General features: G+C 42.8%; 22 protein-coding genes. 5 read left to right on the plus strand and 17 right to left on the minus strand.

Annotation, left to right across the window (positions count from 1 at the left end; translation table 11 throughout):
* The first annotated feature begins 37 nt into the window (after nt 1-37).
* A protein-coding gene (locus QN079_RS14280) for an IS3 family transposase (protein WP_428206824.1) occupies nt 38-1,449 on the plus strand; the annotation gives its coding sequence in 2 pieces (ribosomal slippage) (nt 38-506 and nt 506-1,449; 1,413 coding nt in all).
* Nucleotides 1,450-1,566: 117 nt separating this feature from the next.
* Here QN079_RS14280 and celB read toward each other — a convergent pair.
* The 4 genes from celB to rpsO all read right to left on the minus strand — a co-directional run bounded on the left by celB (nt 1,567) and on the right by rpsO (nt 7,554).
* Nucleotides 1,567-2,907: a PTS cellobiose transporter subunit IIC gene (gene celB / locus QN079_RS14285; protein ID WP_144771102.1), complete on the minus strand. Its 1,341-nt coding sequence runs from the start codon at nt 2,905-2,907 to the stop codon at nt 1,567-1,569.
* 2 nt (nt 2,908-2,909) lie between these two features.
* Nucleotides 2,910-4,310 carry a glycoside hydrolase family 1 protein gene (locus QN079_RS14290; protein WP_144771104.1) on the minus strand — a complete coding sequence of 467 codons (1,401 nt, stop codon included), beginning with the start codon at nt 4,308-4,310 and terminating at the stop codon, nt 2,910-2,912.
* Between the two features lie 210 nt (nt 4,311-4,520).
* A complete protein-coding gene (pnp, locus tag QN079_RS14295; protein ID WP_005231801.1) occupies nt 4,521-6,638 on the minus strand; it encodes a polyribonucleotide nucleotidyltransferase in 2,118 nt (705 codons plus the stop codon).
* A gap of 646 nt (nt 6,639-7,284) precedes the next feature.
* Nucleotides 7,285-7,554, minus strand: coding sequence for a 30S ribosomal protein S15 (rpsO, locus tag QN079_RS14300; RefSeq protein ID WP_005228072.1), 270 nt, complete (start codon nt 7,552-7,554; stop codon nt 7,285-7,287).
* A 216-nt stretch (nt 7,555-7,770) separates the two neighbouring features.
* Here rpsO and QN079_RS14305 point away from each other — a divergent pair, with 216 nt between their 5' ends.
* Nucleotides 7,771-8,631, plus strand: coding sequence for a MurR/RpiR family transcriptional regulator (locus tag QN079_RS14305; RefSeq protein WP_005228070.1), 861 nt, complete (start codon nt 7,771-7,773; stop codon nt 8,629-8,631).
* A 226-nt stretch (nt 8,632-8,857) separates the two neighbouring features.
* On the opposite strand, the gene QN079_RS14310 is transcribed toward QN079_RS14305, so the two are convergent.
* The 5 genes from QN079_RS14310 to QN079_RS14330 form a co-directional block, all read right to left on the minus strand.
* A complete protein-coding gene (locus QN079_RS14310; protein ID WP_144771106.1) occupies nt 8,858-10,168 on the minus strand; it encodes a family 20 glycosylhydrolase in 1,311 nt (436 codons plus the stop codon).
* 322 nt (nt 10,169-10,490) lie between these two features.
* On the minus strand, nt 10,491-11,030 hold the full coding sequence (locus tag QN079_RS14315; protein ID WP_144771108.1) for a flavodoxin domain-containing protein: 540 nt from the start codon (nt 11,028-11,030) through the stop codon (nt 10,491-10,493).
* 33 nt (nt 11,031-11,063) lie between these two features.
* Nucleotides 11,064-11,633, minus strand: coding sequence for a TetR/AcrR family transcriptional regulator (locus tag QN079_RS14320; protein WP_144771110.1), 570 nt, complete (start codon nt 11,631-11,633; stop codon nt 11,064-11,066).
* 281 nt (nt 11,634-11,914) lie between these two features.
* The gene (locus QN079_RS14325) at nt 11,915-13,096 is read right to left on the minus strand and encodes an AI-2E family transporter (RefSeq protein ID WP_144771112.1); all 1,182 of its coding nucleotides are present in this window, start codon (nt 13,094-13,096) and stop codon (nt 11,915-11,917) included.
* 15 nt (nt 13,097-13,111) lie between these two features.
* The gene (locus QN079_RS14330; RefSeq protein WP_005228025.1) at nt 13,112-13,465 is read right to left on the minus strand and encodes a PTS glucitol/sorbitol transporter subunit IIA; all 354 of its coding nucleotides are present in this window, start codon (nt 13,463-13,465) and stop codon (nt 13,112-13,114) included.
* Between the two features lie 118 nt (nt 13,466-13,583).
* Here QN079_RS14330 and QN079_RS14335 point away from each other — a divergent pair, with 118 nt between their 5' ends.
* From QN079_RS14335 to QN079_RS14345, 3 genes are read left to right on the plus strand one after another with little or no spacing between them, the layout of a single operon-like run.
* Complete coding sequence (locus QN079_RS14335; protein ID WP_289230003.1) at nt 13,584-14,606, plus strand: lactonase family protein; 1,023 nt, start codon at nt 13,584-13,586, stop codon at nt 14,604-14,606.
* A 19-nt stretch (nt 14,607-14,625) separates the two neighbouring features.
* Nucleotides 14,626-14,976, plus strand: a complete 351-nt coding sequence (locus QN079_RS14340; RefSeq protein WP_005233740.1) for a hypothetical protein — start codon at nt 14,626-14,628, stop codon at nt 14,974-14,976.
* A gap of 32 nt (nt 14,977-15,008) precedes the next feature.
* Nucleotides 15,009-15,170 (plus strand): hypothetical protein, encoded by a 162-nt coding sequence (locus QN079_RS14345; protein WP_005228019.1) that lies wholly within the window; start codon nt 15,009-15,011, stop codon nt 15,168-15,170.
* Between the two features lie 43 nt (nt 15,171-15,213).
* On the opposite strand, the gene QN079_RS14350 is transcribed toward QN079_RS14345, so the two are convergent.
* From QN079_RS14350 to QN079_RS14385, 8 genes are all read right to left on the minus strand, one after another.
* Nucleotides 15,214-16,761 (minus strand): bifunctional metallophosphatase/5'-nucleotidase, encoded by a 1,548-nt coding sequence (locus QN079_RS14350; RefSeq protein ID WP_289230004.1) that lies wholly within the window; start codon nt 16,759-16,761, stop codon nt 15,214-15,216.
* Between the two features lie 176 nt (nt 16,762-16,937).
* Nucleotides 16,938-18,221: an ABC transporter substrate-binding protein gene (locus QN079_RS14355; RefSeq protein WP_016609876.1), complete on the minus strand. Its 1,284-nt coding sequence runs from the start codon at nt 18,219-18,221 to the stop codon at nt 16,938-16,940.
* Nucleotides 18,222-18,237: 16 nt separating this feature from the next.
* A complete protein-coding gene (locus QN079_RS14360) occupies nt 18,238-19,530 on the minus strand; it encodes an MBL fold metallo-hydrolase (RefSeq protein WP_005228016.1) in 1,293 nt (430 codons plus the stop codon).
* On the minus strand, nt 19,514-20,332 hold the full coding sequence (locus QN079_RS14365) for a carbohydrate ABC transporter permease (RefSeq protein WP_005228015.1): 819 nt from the start codon (nt 20,330-20,332) through the stop codon (nt 19,514-19,516). The genes QN079_RS14360 and QN079_RS14365 overlap by 17 nt, the downstream gene beginning before the upstream one ends.
* A gap of 4 nt (nt 20,333-20,336) precedes the next feature.
* Nucleotides 20,337-21,218: a carbohydrate ABC transporter permease gene (locus QN079_RS14370; protein ID WP_005228014.1), complete on the minus strand. Its 882-nt coding sequence runs from the start codon at nt 21,216-21,218 to the stop codon at nt 20,337-20,339.
* A complete protein-coding gene (locus QN079_RS14375; RefSeq protein ID WP_005228012.1) occupies nt 21,218-22,291 on the minus strand; it encodes an ABC transporter ATP-binding protein in 1,074 nt (357 codons plus the stop codon). The genes QN079_RS14370 and QN079_RS14375 overlap by 1 nt, the downstream gene beginning before the upstream one ends.
* 475 nt (nt 22,292-22,766) lie before the next feature.
* A complete protein-coding gene (gene abc-f / locus QN079_RS14380; protein ID WP_289230005.1) occupies nt 22,767-24,260 on the minus strand; it encodes a ribosomal protection-like ABC-F family protein in 1,494 nt (497 codons plus the stop codon).
* 495 nt (nt 24,261-24,755) lie between these two features.
* The gene (locus tag QN079_RS14385) at nt 24,756-25,184 is read right to left on the minus strand and encodes a hypothetical protein (protein ID WP_005228008.1); all 429 of its coding nucleotides are present in this window, start codon (nt 25,182-25,184) and stop codon (nt 24,756-24,758) included.
* Nucleotides 25,185-25,339 lie beyond the last annotated feature (155 nt).

A 25,339-nucleotide genomic window follows, 5' to 3' on the forward strand; every position in this document is an offset into this window, starting at 1 on the left:
TAGACCAAAAATCTAACTTTTGGGGGTCGCTATTTGTATGGCAAAATATCCTTTTGAATTAAAACTAAAAATCGTTAAAGAATATCTTAGTGGTGTGGGTGGATATCGGCATCTTGCCAATAAATACGGTATTTCAAGCAAGTCTCAAGTAAGTGATTGGGTGAATGCCTATCGTGAATACGGAGAGGAAGGTCTATTGAGAAAGCATCAAAATCAGAAATATTCTGTTCAATTTAAGTTAAATGCGATAGAGTTATATCAAACAAGTGAGATGTCCTATCGAGAAGTTGCCAGCACTTTAGAAATGAACAACCCTGCGCTTATTGCCAATTGGATGCGTAATTTCAGAGAAGCAGGTATTGAGGGGATCTCAAAAGAGAAAGGGCGATCACTTACTTTGGCTAGAAAAAAAGAGAACAAAAAAGAAAATACAACAACTGAAGAACGCGATCGTATCAAGGCATTAGAAAAGCAAGTCCGATCCCTTCAAATTGAGAATGCCTTTTTAAAAGAGTTGAGGAAGCTGCGAAAACAGGAAGCCCAGCAAAGACGCAAGAATCAATCGCACGAATCATCGCCAGCCTCCGAGGATCATTCAAACTAGTTGAGCTTCTTGAAACATTGAAATTTCCTAAAGCAACCTATATGTATTGGCAGAAACGGTTTGACAGACCAAACCCAGACCAAGAAATTGAAGAAAAAATGATTGAAATTCGCAAGGAGCATAAAGACTATGGCTGTCTGCGACTAAAAAAAGAATTAGAGAATCAAGGGATTCATGTCAATAAAAAGAAGATTCAACGTCTGATAAAAAAACTAGGTATCGAAGTAAAGTCTTACACTCGAAAATCTCGACGGTACAATTCTTATCGTGGGAAGGTTGGCACTGTCGCCAAAAATCGTATTCATCGTCGGTTTTATACAAATATCTGTCACCAAAAAATTACAACTGATACCACAGAGTTTAAGTATTATGAAGTAGACACCACAGGTGTCGTTCGTCAGAAAAAGCTGTATTTAGATCCTTTCATGGATTTCTACAATAGTGAAATTCTATCTTATCGGATTTCTGAAAAACCAAACGCACTAGCCATAATGGAAGGATTAGAAGAAGCAATCCAGATGACAAATGATTGTCCATTTCGTAGAACCTTCCATTCAGATCAAGGATGGGCCTATCAAATGAATGCTTATAAGAATAAATTGAAGCAGCATAAAATCTTCCAGAGTATGTCTCGTAAAGGGAATTGTTTAGATAACTCACCTATGGAAAACTTCTTTGGTTTATTAAAGCAAGAGATTTTTCATGGAGAAGTCTATCGGAGTTTAGATGAATTGAAAACAAAAATTGACCAATATATCTATTATTACAACCATAAACGCATCAAAAAGAAATTAAATTGGCGAAGTCCGGTTCAGTTTCGAGAAGCTGTAAAAACAGCTGTCTAACAGTTAATTTTATCGTACAAAAAAGGAGTGGATTTCTCCACTCCATAAAAGTCTAACTTTTTGGGGTCACTACATCACTAGAAGTCCATCAACGGGCGTTTTGCTGTTTTTTCCTATTTATGCGTGATTGGCAAGTTGTTCCGTGTAGAGTTTGCCATCGTACATCTTAAAGAATGGATAATAGCAGAGAATGGAAACCCCTAAGTTGATCAAAGCGATCAGGATGGCTCGGAAATCACCACCGGTTCCTAAAAACGCCCCAATTCCGACTGGCGAGATCCAAGGAATGCCAGTAATGACTTTATCGACAAAGCCAAATGAGCTAGCAAAGTAAGCAATCGTGACGTTGATCAAAGGGGTTATGATAAAGGGGATGATCAAATACGGATTGTAGACGATCGGTGCCCCGAAGATCACTGGTTCATTGATATTAAAAAGCCCTGGTAAGATCGCTGCTTTTCCTAAGACTTTGAGCTGTTGTGATTTTGCCACAAACAGCATCAATAAAACCAATCCAAGCGTACTGCCTGCGCCGCCCATAAAAATATACATGTTCACGAAATCCCCAGCAAAAATATTATTGGCACCATCGATATTTTCCGTTAGAGCCACCAACAGGATGGGATTGATGAAACTATTTTTAATAACAGCCGTCCCATGAACCCCCACTGCCCATAAGAGATGGATAAGGAGCATAATCACGATGATTCCTAACCAAGAACCCGTCAACTCTTTCACGAATTCAAATGGTTTGGACAGCAATCCGTGAAGATCCGTGTGGAAAACCGCCAGTACCCCGTTGATCGCCACCATCAAAAAGGCGATCAAAATCGCTGGGATCAATGAAGCAAATGCTTTGCTGACTCCATCGGGAACTCCTTCAGGCATCTGGATAGTGATCTTTCTTTTTACACAAAAACGATAGACCGACGTAGCAAGCACTGCGGTGATGATCCCAATAAAGATGCCTACCCCGCTAAAGCGTGTGATCCAACCGCCTATGGCGATCCCATTGTAAACAATGGCAGTTTCGCTTTCTGACTGCAGCAATTGAGCTGCCCCGTCGGTAATGTCGACTTGAATGATCGTCATTAAAAAGGCAAACAAACTTAATAACGCCCCTACAAAACTGCTCATAGTCAAATGATCTTCTTTATGATAAATCTCAGTTAAATAATACCCTGTTGCTAAACAATAAAAAACAGCAATCGAGCCGACAGACATGGTAGTTACGACACTATAAAGCGGTGAAAATCGTAAAATCGTTTGTTCGAAAAAGCCAGCCAGTGGTGGAATGATCTGCGGTAAATTATTGATGATCAAAAAGATCGATCCGACGATCGTAAAAGGGACCGTAATGATCCCTGCTTGCATGATTGCGCGAATAAAGCGTAAATTCGCCAACTTATTCAAAGGCGGCATCAAACGCGTTTCTAAAAAGGTAAAAACACTTGTCATCGTTACTCCTCCAACGAAGGGATCGCCCCTTCTTCAATCAGCTTTTGATACCAATAAAAGCTGTCTTTTCTCACTCGTTTTTGTTCTTTTTCCTGTGCATCATTGCGATCCACGTAAATAAAGCCATACCGTTTTCGAATCCCCTCATGTACACTGATCAAATCAATGGCAGACCACGGACTGTATCCGATCAGATCCACCCCAGCATTGATCGCGGCTAAGCATTGGCTGATATGCTGCGACAAATAATCGATACGGTACGGATCATGAACCGTGCCATCTGCTTCTAGATGATCTTCTGCCCCTAAGCCGTTTTCGGTAATGATGATCGGCAAGTGGTAACGATCATAAAGAGTCTGCAACGTCGTTTTCAGCCCCAAGGGATCGATGGTCCAATTGAAGGCATTTTTCTTCAAGAACGTATTGGTGAACCCTTTGTAAAAACCACGCTCCATAATGTCTTCACTTTGCTGATCGCTGATACCGTTTTTCATATCCCCAGTTTCCGTCGGCTGCTCCACTGTCACTGTGGTGTAGAAGTTCATCGCGACAAAGTCAGGCAGCGCCCGCTTCATCAATACCTCATCCTCCGGACCAAAGTCAATCGTGAGCCCGTTTTGGTTCAAATAATCTTGAAAGACCGTGTTGTAACGACCGAAGCAGGCAAAATCAAGGTAAGCCCAGTTTCGGACACTGTTGAAGTACAACGCTGCTTGGTTGTCTTCTGGTCGACTAGTCGCCGCATAGACCAACGAAATATTCGGCACCGGTCCGATTTTGCCATTTGGAACGATTTCATGACACGCTTCGAATGCATATTTTTCAGCGATCATCAGGTGATGAAATTGCTGGTATTTTTCTGATAATGGAATCTTTTTCCCTAATATTTTTTGATCCACCAGCAGCATGATATTTGGTTCATTGATCGTCAGCCAATGCGTCACTCGATCCCCATAGGCTGTAAACAGCGTTTTGGCATATGCGGCAAATGCCTCAACGGTGCTGCGTTTTGTCCAGCCACCTTCGTCTTCCAATGCTTGCGGCAAGTCAAAATGGTTCAGCGTCACAAAGGGCTGAATCCCGTGTTTCAGCAATTCATCAATGACATCGCTGTAATGATCCAATCCTTTTTGATTGACGGTATCGCGCCCTTCTGGAAAAATTCGCGACCAAGCGATCGAAAAGCGGAAAATTTTGATCCCCATTTCTGCTAACAAGGCGATATCCTCTTTGTACTGGTGGTAATGGTCGACAGCCACTGTAAAATCAGCGATCTCGTGGTTGTCTCTTGGACGAGTATCTTGGACACTCAGCCCCTTGCCGTCGGTTTGATATGCCCCTTCGGTTTGGTGCGCGGAAATCGATGCTCCCCATAAAAAATCGGTTGGAAATGTCTGTTTCATATCGTACTCCTTATCCTAAATAAGATGCGTTTGACATCTGAGAATTATTGCTTGCATGGCAAAGACAATATTCTGAATTATCTCTTATTTTTCGCGGTAACGCAAAAAATAACTCCTGTCAAGTAAGACCCTCTTGAAGAGCTGCTACTTAGACACCAAAAAAGCAAAGTCCAGTTTCCTAGACTTTGCTTATGATTTAGAAGTAGCAGCTTATTTTTTCTCTGCTTTGTCTTCGTTCAATAGTGCTTTTCTTGAAAGGTTCACACGACCTTGTTTGTCGATTTCTGTAACCTTCACTAAGATTTCGTCGCCTTCTTTGACAACGTCTTCCACTTTGTTGACCCGTTCGTTCGCAAGTTGTGAAATATGAACTAAGCCGTCTTTGCCTTTGATCAAGTTGACAAACGCACCAAATTTTTCAATACGGACAACTTTCCCAAGGTACACTTCGCCAACTTTTACTTCTTTCGTCAATTCTTCAATGATCTTGATGGCTTTTTGGATCATTTCTGCATCAGCAGAAGCAATCGAAACTTTTCCGTCTTGATCGATATCGATTTTCACGCCAGTTTCATCAATGATGCCATTGATGGTGTCGCCGCCTTTACCGATTACATCTTTGATCTTCGCAGGATCGATTTGGATCATTTCGATCTTCGGTGCGTATTGGCTTAACTCTTCACGAGGAGCAGCCAATGTTGATGTCAATTCATTTAAGATTTCCATCCGCGCTTTTTTCGCTTGATCTAATGCTTCTGTCAATATTTGTTCAGTGATCCCTTGGATCTTGATATCCATTTGTAACGCAGTGATCCCATCTTTGGTTCCAGCAACTTTAAAGTCCATATCGCCAAGGTGATCTTCTAAGCCTTGGATATCCGTTAAGATCGTGTAGTTTTCACCATCAGATACAAGTCCCATTGCGATACCTGCAACTGGTGCTTTGATTGGCACCCCTGCATCCATCAACGCTAAGGTTCCTGCACAAATACTTGCTTGAGAAGAAGAACCATTTGATTCTAATACTTCTGCAACAAGACGGATTGTGTAAGGGAAGTCTGTTTCATCAGGAATCACTTGTGCTAAGGCACGTTCGCCTAATGCACCATGACCGATTTCACGACGTCCTGGTGAGCCAGCACGACCAGTCGAACCAACAGAAAATTGAGGGAAGTTGTAATGGTGGATGAATCGTTTTGATTCTTCAACCCCTAATCCATCAATGATTTGGTGTTCACCTAAAGGTGCTAACGTACAAGCAGACAAGGCTTGGGTTTGTCCCCGAGTAAATAGACCAGAACCATGAACACGTGGCAATAAGCCAACTTCTGATGCCAATGGACGGATTTCGTCTAATTGACGGCCATCCGGACGAATCTTGTCGATGGTGATCAATTCGCGAACCACATCTTTTTCAAGATCTTCTGCGATTTGTTTCACTTCTTTCAAGAATTGTGCTTCCTCTTCATGTCCAGCAAATTTTTCTGCATACACTTCTTTCACTGTGTCTTTGACTTTATCGATCTCGTCTTCACGAGCCAATTTTTCTTCCGTCATAACAGCAGTTTTCATTGTTTGGTAGTAGCCGTCGAAAATTTCTTTTTTCAAGTCAGCATCTACTTGTAACAATTTGACTTCCATTTTTGGTTTGCCCACAGCTGCGACAACTTCTTCTTGGAAGGCAACCAATTCTTTGATAGCATCAAAGCCGAATAATAACGCACCTAACATGTCTTCTTCAGAAACTTCTTTCGCTCCTGATTCAACCATGTTGATGGCTTTTTTCGTTCCAGCTACTGTCAATTCGATATCGGTTTGTTCTGCTTGTTCTACTGTTGGATTCAAGACATATTCGCCATTGACCCGACCGACATCGACACCAGCGATCGGTCCGTCAAACGGGATATCTGAAATAGATAACGCTAAAGAAGAACCTAACATTGCTGCCATTGCAGGCGTACAATCTTGTTCAACGCTCATTACGATGTTTGTAACTTGTACTTCATTACGGAAGCCTTCCGCAAACATTGGACGGATCGGACGGTCGATCAAGCGGGCAGTCAAGGTTGCTTCCGTACTTGGACGTCCTTCACGTTTGATAAAGCCACCAGGTACTTTCCCTACGGCATACATTTTTTCTTCGTAATTGATCGTTAATGGGAAAAAGTCGGTATCTTTTGCTTCCTTAGATGCAACCGCTGCACTTAGGACAACCGTGTCGCCATAACGAACCAATACAGCTCCGTTTGCTTGCTTGGCTAATTGGCCAACTTCTACTTCTAATGGGCGGCCGCCCCAAGTTGTTTTGAATACTTGTTTTTCTGTCATGTTCTGCTCCTTTTCATCGGATCCCAGCAAGTCACTACTAAACAAATGAAAAAATCGGAATGGCGTTCCGCTGCTTTCATTTGGTTAGTAGGATGCTGCTTACAAGGACCCAAAATTCTTTTTGGCTGCGCTTTTTGATTCACCAGTCAAAAGGCCGCTATTTTGGTGTTTCACTTTTTAGATGGCTCGAGCTTACCTGTCAGACTGCATCAGCTGTTTTAGCCGACAATGCAGTCGCAGTGATTCCGCTGCTTGGTCACTACCCTCGCTGCTCTCGCCTAGTAGGTTTCATCATCTGCTCTGTGCGGCTTGCGTCGCCCAGTCGCAGTGATTCCGCTGCTTGGTCACTACGCTCGTTGCTCTCGCCTAGTACTATTCATCATCTGCTCTGTGCGGCTTGCGCCGCCCAGTCGCAGTGATTCCGCTGCTTGGTCACTACGCTCGCTGCTCTCGCCTAGTAGGTTTCATCATCTGCTCTGTGCGGCTTGCGCCGCTCAGTCGCAGTGATTCCGCTGCTTGGTCACTACGCTCGCTGCTCTCGCCTAGTACTATTCATCATCTGCTCTGTGCGGCTTGCGCCGCTCAGTCGCAGTGATTCATAGCAAAAAAGTGAGATTCGGGTTGAACCTCACTTTTCTTTGTTTGATTAACGACGTAATCCTAAAGCTTGGATTAATTCGCGGTAACGTTGTACGTCTTTTTGACGTAGGTAAGCTAATAAGTTACGACGATGTCCAACTTTTTTCATCAACCCACGGTATGAATGGTGGTCTTTTTTGTGCATACGTGCATGTTCGTTCAAATGGTTGATTTCTTCTGTTAAAACAGCGATTTGAACTTCTGGAGAACCAGTATCTCCTTCATGACGTGCAAATTTGTTGATGATTTCGTTTTTGCGTTCTTTTGAAATTGCCATGTTTTTCACCTCTTTTTCTTTTTCCCCTGCGACTGAGTAAAACGTTGGTGATTCGTTAAACCAAGTAACAGGTACTGTGCTTTTCACACGTAATTACTTTACTTGATTCTAAGTAAAAAAGCAAGTTTATCTACCTATTCTTTTCGTTTCTTTTGAAAGCTCCTCCAAAACTTATGTTATACTTAGGATACTACTCTATCTAAAGGAAGTGTAAGGATGAGCGTTCTTTCCCGAATCGAGAGCATGAAAAATGAATTATCGCTTTCTGAGAAGAAACTCTTCGCATTCATGGAGGCCAATCCTGAAAAAGTGCCGTCGATGACTGCGAGTCAATTAGCAGAAGCCACTGGGATCAGTGCACCAACCGTTGTACGTTTTGCGAAAAAAACCGGCTTTGCTAGTTTGACAGATTTAAAAATACAATTATCTGCCGAATCCGGCTTGCGCCACAATGCCAATGAGCATTTAGGCTATGCCGATGTTGAATTAAACGAGCCCTTTCATGCCATCACCTCAAAATTGAGCCACAATGCCCAGGTGACCATGAATGAGACGGCCCAATTATTAGAAGAACAGCTGATGTTGGCTGCCGCTGAACTGATCGCGACTCGTGAACGCATTTTTGTCTGCGGGATCGGTGCTTCCTCATTGATCGCACAAGATATCCAACAAAAATGGACTCGCTTAGGCAAGATCGTCGTGTTTGAAAATGACTACAATCTCTTGTTGCCACAACTTGTCAAAAACGAGAAAAAAAGTCTGGTCTGGGTCATTTCAAACAGTGGACACACGCCTGAGATGGTTCACTTAGCCGAAATCGCTAAAAATCTTGGCGTCCCGATTCTGTCACTCACCCGCTTTGGCAGCAACCCGTTGACGAAGTTGGCGGATGTTCCCCTGCAAGTGTCCCGTTCCAAAGAAGCCAACCAGCGGAGTGCCGCTACCAATTCGATCATCGCCCACCTATTGGCGGTCGATGTCCTTTTCTATGTCTTTTTAAGTAAAAATGAAAAGCTGGCACGGAATATCTATGCGTCACGCCAAGCCATCGCTGATTTTCGTGAGAAGTATTTGTAAAATGTTAGGGAGCTATAGCCTCCTACTCTTTATTAAAGCGATGACTCTATCCATTGATGAAACGTTTTTTTCCAATCAAAGACAAGAGGCTGAATGTCATCAGCCTCTATTTTTTATGCTAAGCAATGATCCCCGTTGTAGAATGAACTGGACGTTGCATTCATTCTTACTCCGTCTCGCTAGATAAAATCCGCTCCTGTTTTCTCCTTGCTCGCGACTACTTTCCTCATTGCCCCTCCTCCAAATACGAGACTACCCACGAATCAAATAGTTTTTGATACGCAGCTTTTGGGCGGTCTTTTTCTTGATACACCTTTTGTGCGATGGCCGCTTGGAGCCAAAAAATCGCTTGGATCACTTCACGACTAGTCTGAGCCTCAGGTACATCCGCCCAGACGGATAAAGCGATCGCCTGTGTTTGTGCAAGCTGTTCCTGTGCAACTTGTTGTCCATTGGCAAACGTCGTCAACTGGAATTCATTGCTGATTTTTTCGTAGGTTGGATAAGTATAGCCTGCCGCTTCTCCTAAGACATAATAGAAAAAATTATCATTATGATTGATCATGGTATAGCCTTTTTCAAAAAAGACATCTGCCGGCGCCATATTCTGGTTCCAACGGGTCCAATAGGAGATTTGGCAATTCTCCGTCAACGTTGTCTGCTCTTGGCGATTCAAGCGGTTAAAACCATCATTCCAGACCCGCACAACAAAGCCGAGACTTTCAACAAAGGCCGTTAGCTCATTGACATAATCAATAAAAACTTCGATTCCGCTAGCTTTTTCCCCATAGCGCTCGCGGGCTGCTTCGATCATTTGCGGAAAGTTTTCTAAATGATCAAAATCAATAAACTCATCGGCACCAATATGAAAATAGGTGCTGTCTTCAAACAGTTGCGCATATTCCCGATAAACTTCCTGAATAAAAGCTACCGCTTCTGAATCCAAAATGTTCAGTGCTCGATCATCACGCGTACCATCGGCTGTCGGTAATTGCCACTCGTGCTTTTGAGCCAACACTTGCCGCAAATGACCGGGAGAATCAAAGTCCGGAATGATGGCAATGCGATGTTCGTGGGCATATGCGATCAATTCACGGATCTCTTGTTTGGTCAAATACTCCTCCGAAACGATTTCTGGAAATTGCTCTGATTCAATGCGAAATCCTTCATTTTCGGAAAAGTGTAGCTGTAGATGGGTAAACTGGAAACAAGCCATACTACGAACGACAGCTTTTAAATCCATCAAGGAGTAAAATTTGCGACCAATATCGATCATTAAGCAACGTTCGGGGATAGCCGCCGTATAAGAACCTTCCCGCAACTGATCAGTAAAGAAATCTCGCCAGTATTTCGTTGTAGCAGGATAGACCTTCTCAGGAGTTGAGACAATAATCCGTTGCTTTTCAAAACGGAAATCTGCATCAAGTGATGGCCTGAGAACGATTTGGGGTTGGTGGTCTGGCATTTGCCAGCCCATTGTTGCAAAAAGAGCGGTTGCTTTTTTATAATCTACGAATTCATTGTGTGCTTCATTCATCTTCGTTTCTCCCAGTACAATTAATAATTTGTTCCCTTTTATGAAGGTTCCTTTCTATCATAACACCTGATTATAAGAACGTTTTCATTTTGAGAGATTTCTTAATAAGTACTAATCAGAAAAGCCGGTCCTGTGTATGGTAGTTAATTGCCTATTCAAACGATCATCCCAGTAAAGCCAACAATTCACATGTAGTTGTCGATCGATTCGTTATAACTTTTCTGGAAGGATGTGAATGGGAAAAAGAGCCAGCTTCCCAATGATGATTCGCTCCCCTACACTACTACAAAAGAAAAATCAGCTGAGCTGCAATTGGCCTTTACTATTGAAACAGTCCCTGCTCCAAATAATCCAACAATGGAGCCAAGTACTTTTTATCTGTCCAATCACAATCTTGTCCGTTGGCTTCCATGAGCGCCTTCATCTGCGGATCATAGGTGTGCGGCGCTTTCTTAGCCGCAGCTTTTCTTAACATTTTCACTAAGTTTCGATCAAAGAAATTCATTTTGCTTTCCTGCCATTGTCCTCTGCCGTAAAAAAGGGGGATGTCCTTTATTGGACCCGTGAGATTCTGTTCTCTGAGTTTTTTCACAACATCTTCTTCAGGAGCAGAGGCTCCCACACAAAAGATAAGTATCTCTTTGTCTTTTAGCTGGTTGGTATTCATTTTTAAAAAGGACAGTCCAGCAATACCCGATGCATAGATTCCCCCACAGAAGATAATTGTGTCATAATCCATTACTTCAGCTATTTTCGCTTTTGGGGTTTCTAGGCTGGAAAAACCTGTTGCTTCTTGAAGCCAGTGGACATACTTTTTGACAGCGCCGTATTTCGATTGATAAACAATAATGCCGTTTTTCATGGGGGAACTCCTCTCTGTAGTTAGGACTGCACCTTATGGTTTTGTGCCAGCTATTGCTTGTTCTAAAAACGTTTCGTACGCTTTTTCCTGTTGTGCATAGATTTCATCTAGTGGAATACCAGGTGTCGTTACTGAGAAAATCGTACCGATTCCGATCGTGTAAATGAGCATATGCATGTGTAGCTGTTTGGCGGTTTCTATACTGATAGTCAAATCGGCGGCAATCCTTTGGGCTACTTCAGGATTCGTCTCCAACTGATACAGATCTTCTAATGACGAAACATTCGCTCTTTTTTGTAAGACAAAAATACTCAAAATATGGGGTTCTTCTTTCGCCAATTGCAAATACGCGTGTCCGGTACTGCGAAACAGATCCTGGGGGTCGCTATGGGCTTCTAGATACGCTTGAAAAAATTGCCGTGCTTTCTGCTCTACCTCTGTTCGCAGGCCCTCCATATTGGTGCAGTAACTATAAATGGGCTGGACTGAACAGCCTAACTTCTCGGCAATGTTCTTGACGATCACGTGCTCCATACCGCCTTTTCGTGCAATCTCAAAGGCGGCATCAACCACCATTTCCTTTGTTATTCGTTGTTTCGGCATTCATTGCCCTCCCTAAGCACAAGTTTCGTTATATAAACTATTTATATAAATCGATTATATTCTTTAGTTCCTTCGAAATCAATTGGGTCCAGGCCACTATCCCTCGCTCTTTCTATTGAATAAAGAGTTGTCGATTTCTCACAAAGCATCGTTCATAGGTTGTAAATCTTCCGTTACTTTCCAATGATTGCTGGCTCTTTTATCCGCACAAAAAAGGTACAGCCCACAGAAAAAGGCTGTACCGTAGATAATACGTATGGACTCTTTTACACTCGAAGCTGCTACACTTCTGGGGTGTTCTCTGGTGGCGCTTCGGGGATCGGTTCTTCCTCTTCATACAAGGAGGAAACCCGCGTATACCATTCAAACACATGGGTAATGACCACTTTAGCTGCCGCATACACAGGAATCCCTAAAATGACCCCAACAAGGCCAAACAGTTTTCCTGAAGTCAAGAGGACTAACAGGATCGTGACAGGATGGATCGACAACTCGTTTCCTAGAACTAATGGCGAAATCAAGCGGCCTTCAATGGTCTGCTCAATGACAAAGACGATCAGCACTTGGATCAGTAACACGGGTCCACCGACGATTCCTAAAAAGACCGCAGGGATCATGGCCAAAAAAGATCCTAAGTAAGGGATCAAATTTAGAAATCCCGCTGCAATCCCCAGTGTGATGGCATAATCTAAGCCAATGATACTAAACCCGATCATAAACATCACTGCGACCGCAAACGCCACCGTCAGTTGTCCCCGAATATAGGAGGATACTTGATCGTTCATCTCTTTTAAGACGACCAGTGATGGCTGGCGCATTTTGGTTGGCAGAAATTTAACAAAATAAGGGGCTAGTTTACGGCCATCTTTCAGTAGGTAGAACAAAATAAATGGCATGGTAATGACCGCTAAAACGACCGTTGCAACGGCGCCGAAGAAACTGCCTAGATTTTGAATCGTGCTGCGGGAAAGGTTTTGGACGATATCCGTCAAAGAAGAAATCAGCTTCTCATTGGAGGCTTCGATCTGCTCTTGGACTTGCGAGAAGATTGGATCAGAGAGGATCTCATTCACCTTATTCTCGATGATCGTCAAGTAGCCTGGCAAATTATCCGCAAAGCTCATGGATTGCTCTTGGATCTTAGGGATGATCACCACCACACCCCAGACGATCAGACCAACCACTAAAATAAAGAGACCAAAAATACTGTAGATTCGTTTGATTCCCTTGCGTTCTAAGTAGTCGACGGTGGGGTTCATCAAGTAATACAAGATCCCCGCCAAAATGATTGGCAATCCGACGATGGCTAAAAATTGCCAGACGGGTTCAAACAAATACGACACTTTCGTAAAGAGCAGCAAAATCAAGAGAATCAATAAAATGACCAGCAAGCTGGTCACTGCTTGATTGTTTAAAAACCATTTCCAAAACCAGGAATGCGGCTTTTTCTGCGTTTCTTTCATGACATTCTTTGCCTCCTAGTCGTACGTCACCTGCATGCCGACTTCTAGTTTCGGCAGAACAGTTGGCGTTAAATAAATCGCACTTGAAAGCTGATCTTCAGCCGGCACTTCGTCAAAAACAAAGGTCACATGCTGGATCGTTTGCAGGATTTGGTTTACGACCGTCCCTACATATTGGACTTGATAGGTCTGATCACCAAAAGTGATCTGGTCCCCTTTTGTGACGACTAACGCTTGCGAATCAGGAATCGTTTGAATGACTGAATATTCTCGCAGTGTGTCGGTCGCTTCTTCCCCAAAAAAGATGATCATTCTTTCTTGCGAATCGATCGCTTGTGGACCGATTTCTTTGATCGTCCCTTTTTTCATATGACAAACTCCCCTTTCTATCTTCTTGTTTATTATAACATAAAGAGTTTTTCTACCCGCCCAAAACCGCATTCTATGGTAGAATTAAATAGGAATGAAACTATTAGGAGGTTTTTTTATGTTGCAAACGATTTATTTAGGTACGTACACTCGTCGCGAAAGTAAAGGGATCTATTCGATCGCTTTAGATACGGAAAAAGGAACACTGACCGATTTGACCTTATGCGCGGAAGAAAAAAGTCCGACTTATCTTGCACGCAGTAAAAAAGAAGCAGTTTACAGCGTCACAGAAGTAGATGGCAACGGCGGCGCAGCTGCTTATACCCCAGACTTTACCTTGCTGAATACCGCAACGGAAGAAGGCGCACCACTTTGCTATGTAGCAGTTGATGAAACCCGTCAGCTTTTATATGGTGCCAACTACCATAAAGGTGAAGTGAATGTTTATAAAATTCTAGAGGATGGCAGCATCGAAGCAACGGACAGCATCTACCATGATGAACCCGTCGGCTCTCATGAAAACCAAGACAAACCTCATGTCCACTATACTGACTTAACACCAGACCAACGTTTAGCAGTTTGTGACCTTGGAACAGACCGGGTCTATACTTATGATATTTCAGAAGATGGCAAACTGACAGAAGTTGCCGTTTACGTGGCAGAAGACGGAACTGGTCCACGTCATTTGGTCTTCCATCCAAATAACCAATACGCTTACTTAGTGGGCGAATTAGACAGCTCATTGACTGTTTTACGCTACAATGAAGCAGATGGCAGTTTTGAGAAAATCCAAAAGGTGCCAACGATCCCTGCGGACTTTACGGATTTCAACAGTGGCGCTGCGGTACGTATCTCGAACCATGGCCGTTTTGTTTACAGCTCAAATCGCGGCCATAATTCAATCGCTGTTTTTGAAGTAACCGATGAAGGCGCTGGCCTGACTTTTGTTCAATCAATCTCGACTGAAGGTGACTTCCCTCGCGATTTCGATTTGGACCCGACAAACGATTATCTCGTTTGTGCCAACCAAAATTCTGATAACCTAACGTTATACAAACGCGATGAAGCCACTGGCAAATTGACTGTCTTAGAAAAAGACATCTACACACCAGAATGTGTCTGCGTCTTATTCAAAAAATAAAGTTTTGGAGGATTCCCCCATGTTTGATAAAACACCAAAGGAACTTGTGCTCAAAGATTTTTCTAATATCTACAATAAATGTCAATCAACCTTTGAACTAGTGACGAGCCGCAAATACAATGAATCATTGGTCCTATTAACGACTGCAGAAACGTATGCGATCGCTGAAAAAGCCTATATTCGCTGCGATACTGCCAAAGAGCTGCAAACAGCGGAAGTCATTGCTTTCTTTGATGCTTTTGAGATCTATTATTTTGAATTAAAACAAGTCCTTTTTCATGATGACGATGATTTTGTTTCTTTAAAAAATCGTTTAGAAAAAATGAAAGACACTTACGAAGCATTGACAGCCTCATTTCATTTGTTATGATGAAATCAAATCAAATGTGAAAAGGTGACGTTATGAACCAAGAACAAGTGTTGGATCGTTTACGAGAAGAATTGGCCATGCCGTTTTTCGAAGCAAAACTAGAAGACAAAGAGTATTCCGAAGAAGACTATCAACAAGTCAAAGCGGATTTGGTAAAATACTTTGATGACTATGTACGCAATGTAGAAAATTAAGAAACAGCCTGCGATGATTCCTTCATCGCAGGCTGTTTTACTGTTATAACGTCACTAGAAAGTTTTGATTCGTCGTAGCTTCGATTTGAGGATGCTGTTTTAAATAGTCAGCAATCAGTTCCGTCATATCGACTTGGATCTCACGAACGATTTTTTCGGCAGAAAACATGGCGTAGTTGCCACCACCTACAGCACGGTATTGGTTGATGACGATCTCTAATTCTTGGTCCATCGCAATGGCTTTTTCTTCAAAGTCCAAGCGGGTGATTCGCTGATCGACGGGTTGACTAAGATCGATCGTATACTCGATGCCTTCATACATATCGTAGTTATAATATTGCGGTTTTGGCTCAATAAAAGCAGGATTGAAGACGATCTGACCGTCAACAACGGCTAAATAATCCGCCGTTTGTTCTAAAGCGGCTTTTAATTCGGCGCCTGTTATTTTGACTACAGCTAACGTATTTGGGTAAATATAATTAGTGATCACATCTCGCATCGTGATGGTTGCGCCAAAGCCTTTGCCCTCATTGTTGAAAAGAGCAGTACCAGAAATTTTGGCGCCGGTGGCAGCCATCTGAACACGATTGATGAATTCAATATAAGGATGCTCTTTCAAGCGTGCCCCCATCGGATCGGTGATTCGCATATCCCCACTGACTTTGCCTAACGGCTGATCTAGCCAGATTTGTAATTCTTCTTCGATGGGTGCTAACAAAGCCAACGTCTCTTGATCTGGGACAGCATCTGCAACAGGGATCAACGCAGCCGTACTGTTTGTGACATGAACCCCTGTCTGATTTTTTTCAACCGTCAATTCGATGGCGCCGATAAAGCTTCCACGATAACCGGGCTGTACAACGGGGACACCATTGATTTTCGTGGCGATCTCACGGTGCTGGTGTCCTGTGAAGAACGCATCGATTCCTGAGACTTCCTGCAATAATTGATAGCCCTCATTTTCACCAGTCAATAATTCGGTCGGTTCTCCAGTGACTAAATCACGCTCGAAGCCGCCATGGTAGCTGACGACAACGATATCGGCTTGTTCTCTTAAGTAAGGCACATAGTTTTTCGCTGTCTCAACGATGCTGACAAACTGCATCCCGCGAATCGTCGCAGGCTGTTCCCAATGAGGAATATATGGCGTCACCATTCCTAAGATCGCGATCTTTACCCCTTCTTTTTCAATGATGGTGTAAGCTTGGCCAAAGAATGGTTCTCCCGCTTCATTTAAAATATTCGCTGCGAGTACTGGTGTTTGGTAGCTGGCGATCGCTTCTTGCAAATAAGGCAGACCGTAGTTGAACTCATGATTGCCTAAGACATGGACATCAACGTCCAGGTGGTTGACGACAGCGGTCAATGCGGCAACGGAGTGCTGGCTTTTGGCGATGTAATAGCTTAAGGGCGAGCCTTGGATAAAGTCGCCATTTTCGATCGTTACGACCGGTCCGGTGGCTGCTTGACGTAGCTCTTTCATTTTGGTAGCAACTTTTGCCACGCCAAATCCTTGTTCCGTGTCATCGGCAAAATTGGTTGGATAGACATAGCCATGCATATCGCTCGTTTCTAAAAACGTGATTTTCATTCAAAAGACTCCTTTTCCCCTCAATAGACCAAAAGGGCATGCGCATAAGTCGAAAACCCTCGAAAGCCAGCATTTTCTGCTTCCTTGTGTCTTCAAACCTTATGGCACAAACCCTTTTGTCTTTCATTCTCAGGTGTTTCCCTGATTATACCCTATTTTGACGAAGAAATTCAGAATTATTGGTTCCAAGCATCTTCTAATTGTGGTTTCGCGTTTTCAATCAATTGATCGACATCTTGATCTGTATTAGACAAAATGTTTTCCATGATTGAACGCATTTCATTGTAAGCAGGATCAGCATTTTCAATCACTGGGATCGAGAACAATTCTTTGGTTGCATCTTCTAATTTGGCAGCGACTTTTGTTTCAGGATTGTTTTTGTATTCATCGCTTTCCAAAACAGATTCAACAACTGGCATGTAGCCGGTATCGATCGCCCATGTTTTTTGCGCTTCTGGCGAAGTTAGGTATTTCATGTATTCAAAAGCAGCGGTGCGTTGCTCTGGTGTTGCGCTGTTGAACATATACAAGTCAGTTCCTTGTTGCAAGTTGATTGGTTCTGGACGAGCTGCTACGTCATATTCAAATTTGCCTTCGGTATCTTTTTTAACAAAGCCTTCCCCTGCGATTGAGCCGACATACATTGCGATTTGCTCGTTGGCAAATGGACCAGACAAGTATTTGTCAGAACCAGCGATTCGGAAGTAGCCGTCTTTGACACCATCTAGGTAGTAGTTGATGACTTCTTTTGATTCATCGCTGTCTAGTTGCAAGTCTTTGTCAAAATCAACGCCTTGATTTTTCATTGCGATGGCATAGTAGTTGTTTAATGAGTCAAAACCAGCACCTACGACTTCACCGTTTGATTTTTCATAGATTTCTTGAGAAGCTTCTTTTAATTCTTCCAGGTTTGTTGGTACGTCAATACCATACTCGTCTAACATGTCTGCATTGTAAAACAGCATTTCTGTAGATTTGTTGAAAGGAATCCCGTATTGCACGCCGTCGATTTGTGCACCATCTAAAAGGGCACTGCGGATCTCTTCTTGGTCACCCCAACCGATGGTATCATCGTTGATGTATTCGCCAAGGTCAACTAACATGTCATCTTGGGCAGCATTCCATAACCAACCAGGATATGCTTGTGTGATAGTTGGCAGATCTTTTGGTGAAGGCAAGGTTGAATTCACCTTTGCTTGCAAATCAGGATAGCTTGATTGGTTTTGCAATTCGATCTTGATGTTTGGATTTTCGTCCATGAATTGCTCGGTCAATTTCGTCAATGATTCTTCTTGCGCACCATTCATTGCATGCCAAAAGGTGACAGTCGTATCTTCGCTTAGTTCTGTAACGATTTCATCACTTTCCGTAGAACCAGATGAATCGTTGTTGTTTCCACAAGCCCCTAATACCAATGTCGCGGCTGCAGCTGCTGCAAATGCAAGTTTCTTTGTTTTCATTTTTTCCTCTCCTCTATCACTCTAAAATAATTTTTTCACCGCGTTGCGGCAATATTCTTTCACCATACGGATTCACCAGATTTTCTGGTTTCAGCGTATGGATTGGAACCAATCGTTGGGGCTCGATCCATGCAATGATCTGATCTAAATCAGCTGGTTTCGCATGTCCCGAGTTTGGCAAACGGACAAATTCGATCTCCAGTGCTGCCAATTGATCCAAAAAGACTTGATAAGCTGGATCAAAATCGCCTAACGGCTGCGCATCACTGTGAATATACAAACCACCCGTCTGCAAGTTTTCAAAATGCGCGACTGCTTGCCAAAGGTACTGGCTCGTGTCGGCACATAATGCCTGATAAGAAATGGCGAAGGCAGGATCGAGAGTCGCTGGTACTTGATCATCGATCGTATAGAACGGTACATCTTTATTGAAAATTTCTTTCAACAAAGCAGCTTGCGTCGCCTCTAAAACAACCGTCCGCGGCGCGGCTTCAACAAGCGCCATAAAGCGCTCGACATTGGCTGGATAGCCATTGAAAGTAATTTGTCGTTGGGGATTTTCTTTGACCAAACGCACGAAGGTCTCGATCAATTCTGTTTCACTTTCCACTGTGATCGCTTTGGGGTCCGGTTCTCTTTCTGGAAAGCTGATGCTGACCCCTTCCATCATCAATAGATCCGTGTGTTTGGCTAACTGACAGAATTCTTTGGTACGCTCTGGATGATAGCCATGCAAACGCAAATCACCGGTATAAGCGATAAAATGATCTGGCGTGCGAATCAACAAAGCTGCCGCACCGTACGCATCATGATCGACTGGAATGATCTCGACTTCGATTTCCCCGACCCGAATCACATCATGAGGTTCTAAGCCGATCAATTCACGGACAAAGCTTTTTTCTTCATGAGGAACGGGCAGCAAGAAGTCCCCTTTTTGATTCAACACTTCGAGGATCGCTTTGGTTTCCTTCAAGGTGTACATAGGAATATTTGGGTCTAAAAAGTTGATCATCTTGGAATGATCCAGATGAGCGTGGGAAAGAAAAACTGCTGTTTCTTGGTATTCTTTCGTTTCGCTTCCTTGGTACGTGTAGTCTAACCGTGGATCGTAGACATTTTTCAGTTCTGGTATCCAGCGATGCGCAACTAACGTTTGTAATTCTTCATCTGGTAAGGGTGTTTCTGGATGATACTCCGAACCGAAGTCAAAAAAGATATGGGCATCTTTGTACGCAACTTCGATGACGGTCCCTCCAATCGTTAAGATCCCGCTATGAAAGGTAATCGTCGTTTTATCCTTTGATGCCATCTTTAGCCACTCCTTTGATAATTTCTTTTCTAAAGATCAAGTAAATGATCAGAATTGGAATGACGGTCAAGGTCGCTGCCGCCATCTGTAAATGAACATCGCTGCCGCTTTCTGTGGTAAAGGCAGCCAACCCATTATTTAAGAGGCGGTATTTTTTCTCATTGGTTACTAGCAACGGCCATAAGAAGGAATTCCAGCTAGAGATGAACGTCAGGATCCCGACTGTCACTAAGGCTGGTTTTGACATGGGGATCAAAATCCGCCGAATGTAAGCCAAATCGCTAGCACCGTCGATTTTGGCCGCTTTGTAAAAGGTATTGGAAATACTTTGCAAATAACCATTTAAATAATAGATGTAAAAAATACTGGTCAGAAAGGGAATGATCAACGCACTATACGTATTCAATAAGCCCATTCGCGCAATCGTATTGTAATTGGTGAAAATGATCGATTCATAAGGAACCATCAATAACGAGATCATCAATCCGATAACTAACCGTTTGTATTTGAATTCAAGACTAGTCAATGCAAAGGCAGCTAGAATCGCAGTGATCAGCGTCGCGATAGTCGTCACCGCGGAAACGAAGACCGTATTAAAGAAGTAGCGTAAAAACGGTGCTCGGGTAAAAACTTCCCCGTAGTTGCTCCACTGGAAAGACTCTGGCATGATCGTCGGTGGAATACTGGTTGCTTCACTGTAGGTCATTAGACCAGCTAAAATCATATAGACAAAGGGAAACAGCGTGATCACTGCTAAAATTGCTAAAAACAGCATCGAAACAATCGTGACAATTTTTTTCATTCGTTTATTCGCCCACTTTCTTCAAAAGTTTATTTTGGATAAAGGTGACGAGCAAAATAATGATGAACAAGATCACGGTTGCCGCCATTGCAATCCCCGGACGTCCGGCGATATGGAATTTGTCATAAATATAAAAGACTGCCGTGGTTGCACTGCGGGCGATCCCTGGCTGTCCGCCAAACAAGGCATATACTTGAGTATAGACTTTAAAGGCACTGATCAGATTGACCGTTAATAAGAAGGCAAAAGTCGGGATCAACTGCGGAAAGGTGATTTTCCGAAAAATCTCGCCATCGGTGGCGCCAAACATTTTTGCGATTTTGTAGTGTTCTTTGTCGATATTGCGCATTCCTGCCAACAAGATAATAATGTTGAAGGCGAGGCTCGTCCAAACGCCAAAGATGATCAAGGTCGTCATACTCATATTGACATTATCCAGCCAGTTGACTGGTGGAATGCCTACAAGACTCAACAAATAGTTGATGATCCCGTAAGAGCCATTGAAAAAGTAGCGAAACACGATCCCGATGGCAATCGTACTCGTGACATAAGGCATAAAAAAGATCGTTTCAAAAAAACTTTTGTATTTGACTTTTTCAAAAATGATCCACGCAATCGCTAAAGAAAGGATCAACGCGATCGGTACGACCGCAAAAGCAAAGAGCGCCGTATTTTGCAGTGCTCGAAAGAAGACTGGGTCCGTTAAAACCCTTTGATAGTTCTCAAGCCCAGCATACTGTTGGTTAATCAAGGTTCCTTTTTGGAAACTCATGATGAAGGAACGAAACAGCGGATATACACTGAATAAGAAAATAATGACCAATGAAGGCAGTAAAAACAGCCATGCTTTCGGTTGGTTCTCAGGGTTATAATTTTTTTTGAACATTAGTAGACCCGCTCTCCTTTTTCATCAAAGATAAAGGCTTTTTTGTAATGAAAATCAAATGACACTTGCGCGCCTTCTTCAATGATTTCTTCAATACTAACGATCGATTTCATATGTTTGTCAGCCAGATCAAAGTTCAAGATTCGTTCTCGTCCGATCAGCTCCACACTCTTGACTTCCGTTTGGAACAAACCTGCTTGCAAGGTGGTCAGCACATCTTCTGGACGAATGCCTAACGTGTATTGGCCGTCTGTTAATGGTTTCTTGAAGCGAAGGTCGGTAAAACGGTCAACTGGTACAGTGAAGGCAGGATGGATCATTTGGCCATCTTTGACTTCTACTGGCAAGATGTTGATGATTGGATTACCGATGAATTTCGCTACAAAAAGATTGTTTGGTTCTAAGTAAAGGTTTTGCGGATCATCATTTTGTTGAATGATCCCCTCGTTCATCAAGATGATCTTATCACTGATAGAAAGAGCTTCTTCTTGGTCATGGGTCACGAAGATCGTGGTGATGCCCACTTCTTTGACTAACCGACGGATCTCTTCACGGATCTTCAAGCGCAAACGGGCATCTAAGTTACTCAATGGTTCATCCAGCAGTAAGACTTCTGGACTTTGCACCAAGGCACGCGTGATCGCTACCCGTTGCTGCTGTCCGCCAGAAAGGGTTCCTGGTTTTTTCTGACTTAACTCTTCAATATTGGTCAGTTTCATGAACTTTTCAGCAATTTTCTGTGCTTCATTTTTCTTGATCTTTTTCTCTCCGACTGTCAGCGGAAACATGACATTTTCTAAAACAGTCATATGGGGATAAAGGGCATAATTCTGAAAAACAAACCCGATATTGCGGTCTTTTGGCTCGGTCTTAACAACGGAAGAACCATTAAAGCGGATATCACCATCGGTGGGACTCAACAACCCCGCGATCAAATTCAATATCGTCGATTTCCCACAACCACTTGGTCCCAACAAACAAACCAAATCGCCTTTTTCTATTGTAAAATCTACTGCTTTCAAGGCTTCAAACTTATTATCGAAAACCTTCTTCAACCCGACTACTTCTATCAAAACTGCCCCTCCATTTTCTCTTTTTCCTCCGAATAGTTGACTGGCATTTCAAGTCACAAAAAAAACGAACTCTTGATGTTTCGGTCAAACGCTCAAAGAAATTCGATTTTAATCATAACAAACGAATGTTTTTATTCGATACCATTATTGTAAATGTTTTGTAAAAATCATTGGGAATTATGAAAGAATTTTTAATTAATTTACCTTTTAATGAGAAAACAATGAGCCAAACAAGGCAGTTTCTAGCCAGTAAACACGAACATTTTACTGTTTTTAGAAAATTTTCATGAAAAACGGGCAAAAATTATCAATCCTTTAGTATCCATTGATGTTAACACTATTTTTACGCGACTTTTTGTCCAAAAGCACCTTTAGTAATTGTTTACTAAGACCATCAGTATTTCTTCTTTTAAAATAACAAAAAAAGGATGATTATTAAAAAAACAATCGTCCTTTTTTCATTCTATCCTTCGCCTCAGTCACCCGTCAGCGTCAGCAACTTCGTTGAAACTTGCTCAAGAAAATAACGGTCGTGTTCAATGATCAGCATAGAAGGCTCCACCAAATGGATCACTTCCTCTAATTGCTTTTGATTGAAGACGTCCAAATAATTTAGCGGTTCATCCCAGATAAACAATTCTGCTGGTGTTGCTAATGATTTGGCTAGTTCCACGCGTTTACGCTGCCCCATGCTCATTTGCTGGATCGGCGTTTGAAAGACAGCTCTTTCCAAGCCAAGCTTTTTTAAATTATTTAGCAGATCTTGATAATTCAAGCCATGCTCTTGGGCAAATTCTGTCAGCATCCCACAGTTGTCCTCGTAGTTTTGTCGGACATAACTGATGGTGATCCCATGGGCTGTTTTGATCGTCCCTGTCTGCTGTCCATCGAAAGTACCTAAAATACTCGCAATCAAACTGGACTTGCCAGATCCGTTGGCCCCTTGAATCCCCAAGCGCTCTTTTTGACGGATCGCAAACGTCAGCGGTTTAAACAAAGGCTGCTCATAGCCGAGCTGAAAATGCTCTGCTTCCAGCAACACATCATGATGGCCAACAAGCGGAGTCATTTTCAGAGGATCAATCCACTCAATGTCTTTTAACAACGCAGACTTGTCTTGAATTTGATCTTCCATCCGTTTAACGATCGCTTTCGAGCGCTTCATGGTCCGTGCCGCTCGGGCACCGATCGCCCCCGTATCATAGATTGCCCCGCTGCCTTTTTTGGTCGGCGACCCTAATTTGTCCCGTTCGCGTCCTCGGGACCACTCCGCTTTCTCGGCTGCCGTCTGCTTCAAACGACCGATTTCTTTTTTCAACTTGCTGTTTTGTTCTTGCTCATACGCATCTTTTTGCTGCTTTTGCAGCTCATAGACTGAATAATTCCCTTTGTACAGCACCAAGCGGCTTTTTTCGATCGCCAATACATGATCGACGACTTCATCGACAAACTGTCGATCATGGCTCACAACGATAAACCCGGTTTTTTGCTGCAAATAGCGGGCAACATGTTCGCGAGCGGTCACATCCAAATGGTTGGTTGGTTCATCGATCAAAGGGAAATTCTCTTCATCAACGAACAACCGCGCCAACAGGACTTTCGTTTGCTCGCCGCCAGATAAAGTGGCAAAGGGCCGCCAAAGAACTTCTGGATCAAGCTGCAGCAGGTTCAATTCCCGTTCCAAACGCCACTGCTCAAATTCACCAGATTCCTGTAAAACAAAAAGCGTCAGTTGCTGATCGTCAGCGACGGGTAAGGGAAAATAAACGAATTGCTGCTCATGGGTGATCGAGCCGCTATAAGGCAATTCATTGAGCAGCAGACGCAGCAAGGTCGTTTTGCCGCGACCATTTCTGCCAATCAACCCTAATTTCCATTGTGTATCAAGGTTCAAGTTGGCATCCTCAAAAAGCAACCGTTCCTGGCTGTCAAAGCCAAAAGTTAAATGATTAATACTGATATTCGACATAAATATACCTCGTCTCTATTCACGGAATAGAGTAGACCTAAAGCTATTTTCAGAATCAGTTTTTAGAGGTACACAAAAAGATCCCCCATCGAAAAAGTCAACCAATCCTGAAAATCTGCAGACTATCCCCTTGGAGGAACAGTTTCATGCAGCTTTCAACAAATTGGTTAATTTTTCAATGGAGGATCCCTCATTTCGTTTAATAGTGCCCTAAGTATAGCATTGATCGGCAAAAAAGCGCAAGTTCAGTACCCCCTGCTGCTTTTCCTTTATACTTTATTCACAAACTAAACCCGTTTTCGCTGGAAACGTTTCATTAAAAAACACTTGAAACACAAAAAAACCAACAGGTTGGTTAGTCCTGATGGCAAAAGGAGTAAAATGAAAAATAAAAAGGTTGTTGGTTGTGAATTCATTATACCTCCGATAAAAAAACTTTACATGTGAAAAACATAACAGTTAAATTAAATAACTCTTGTTTAACTTGAATGTTTATCATTTTTTTAACAATAAAGCCGTCATCCGTTGAATGGCAAAAGAAATTTCGTCGGTTGCTTCATCTTGCTTGGCTTCTGCCGCATCAAAGGCTTCTTGGTCGATTTTGTTATCGAGACTCAAAATCATCTCATCACAGCCAGCAACATATTTCATATACGCCCGTTCGAATTTTTTATGGATCCCCATCACATTCGCTGGGGGACGCAATTTGCTGATTTTTTCCAGCATCAAGCGGTATTTGTCCGTGCCTTCTTTAAAAATTCTGGTAATCTCAGCTAGCCGCTCAGGTGTTACCTCGGCTTCTTTCTTCTCGTCGATCGCTTTGCGGATCTCTTCATAATTGGGATTCATTTTCTCCCCGATCGCTTCTGTTTCTTTGACAAGATCGTTGATTGTTTGTACATAAAAACCTAAGTTTGGTCGCACAGTGGGTCCCCTACTTTCTTTGTTATTATCTCCTATTTTACCGTTTCTTACTGCAAATGAAAAGGTCAAGTAACAGCCGCAGGGTTTATCGAAAATAAGCCAGCAAAAAAGGCCTGCTGCCCAGGGAGAAGGACAGCAGACCATTGATTGTTTTT

The organism is Enterococcus sp. FZMF, assembly GCF_030263915.1.
Taxonomy (GTDB): domain Bacteria; phylum Bacillota; class Bacilli; order Lactobacillales; family Enterococcaceae; genus Enterococcus_D; species Enterococcus_D casseliflavus.

Coding starts and splice junctions, on each gene's coding strand:
- QN079_RS14320 (WP_144771110.1), bottom strand. CDS start 11,633: ATGCCGAAACAACGAATAACAAAGGAAATGGTGGTTGATGCCGCCTTT.
- rpsO (WP_005228072.1), bottom strand. CDS start 7,554: ATGGCAATTTCAAAAGAACGCAAAAACGAAATCATCAACAAATTTGCA.
- abc-f (WP_289230005.1), bottom strand. CDS start 24,260: ATGTCGAATATCAGTATTAATCATTTAACTTTTGGCTTTGACAGCCAG.
- QN079_RS14330 (WP_005228025.1), bottom strand. CDS start 13,465: ATGAAAAAAGGGACGATCAAAGAAATCGGTCCACAAGCGATCGATTCG.
- QN079_RS14350 (WP_289230004.1), bottom strand. CDS start 16,761: ATGAAAATCACGTTTTTAGAAACGAGCGATATGCATGGCTATGTCTAT.
- QN079_RS14340 (WP_005233740.1), top strand. CDS start 14,626: ATGTTTGATAAAACACCAAAGGAACTTGTGCTCAAAGATTTTTCTAAT.
- QN079_RS14370 (WP_005228014.1), bottom strand. CDS start 21,218: ATGTTCAAAAAAAATTATAACCCTGAGAACCAACCGAAAGCATGGCTG.
- QN079_RS14305 (WP_005228070.1), top strand. CDS start 7,771: ATGAGCGTTCTTTCCCGAATCGAGAGCATGAAAAATGAATTATCGCTT.
- celB (WP_144771102.1), bottom strand. CDS start 2,907: ATGACAAGTGTTTTTACCTTTTTAGAAACGCGTTTGATGCCGCCTTTG.
- QN079_RS14360 (WP_005228016.1), bottom strand. CDS start 19,530: ATGGCATCAAAGGATAAAACGACGATTACCTTTCATAGCGGGATCTTA.
- QN079_RS14325 (WP_144771112.1), bottom strand. CDS start 13,096: ATGAAAGAAACGCAGAAAAAGCCGCATTCCTGGTTTTGGAAATGGTTT.
- QN079_RS14345 (WP_005228019.1), top strand. CDS start 15,009: ATGAACCAAGAACAAGTGTTGGATCGTTTACGAGAAGAATTGGCCATG.
- pnp (WP_005231801.1), bottom strand. CDS start 6,638: ATGACAGAAAAACAAGTATTCAAAACAACTTGGGGCGGCCGCCCATTA.
- QN079_RS14365 (WP_005228015.1), bottom strand. CDS start 20,332: ATGAAAAAAATTGTCACGATTGTTTCGATGCTGTTTTTAGCAATTTTA.
- QN079_RS14290 (WP_144771104.1), bottom strand. CDS start 4,310: ATGAAACAGACATTTCCAACCGATTTTTTATGGGGAGCATCGATTTCC.
- QN079_RS14315 (WP_144771108.1), bottom strand. CDS start 11,030: ATGAAAAACGGCATTATTGTTTATCAATCGAAATACGGCGCTGTCAAA.
- QN079_RS14355 (WP_016609876.1), bottom strand. CDS start 18,221: ATGAAAACAAAGAAACTTGCATTTGCAGCAGCTGCAGCCGCGACATTG.
- QN079_RS14335 (WP_289230003.1), top strand. CDS start 13,584: ATGTTGCAAACGATTTATTTAGGTACGTACACTCGTCGCGAAAGTAAA.
- QN079_RS14310 (WP_144771106.1), bottom strand. CDS start 10,168: ATGAATGAAGCACACAATGAATTCGTAGATTATAAAAAAGCAACCGCT.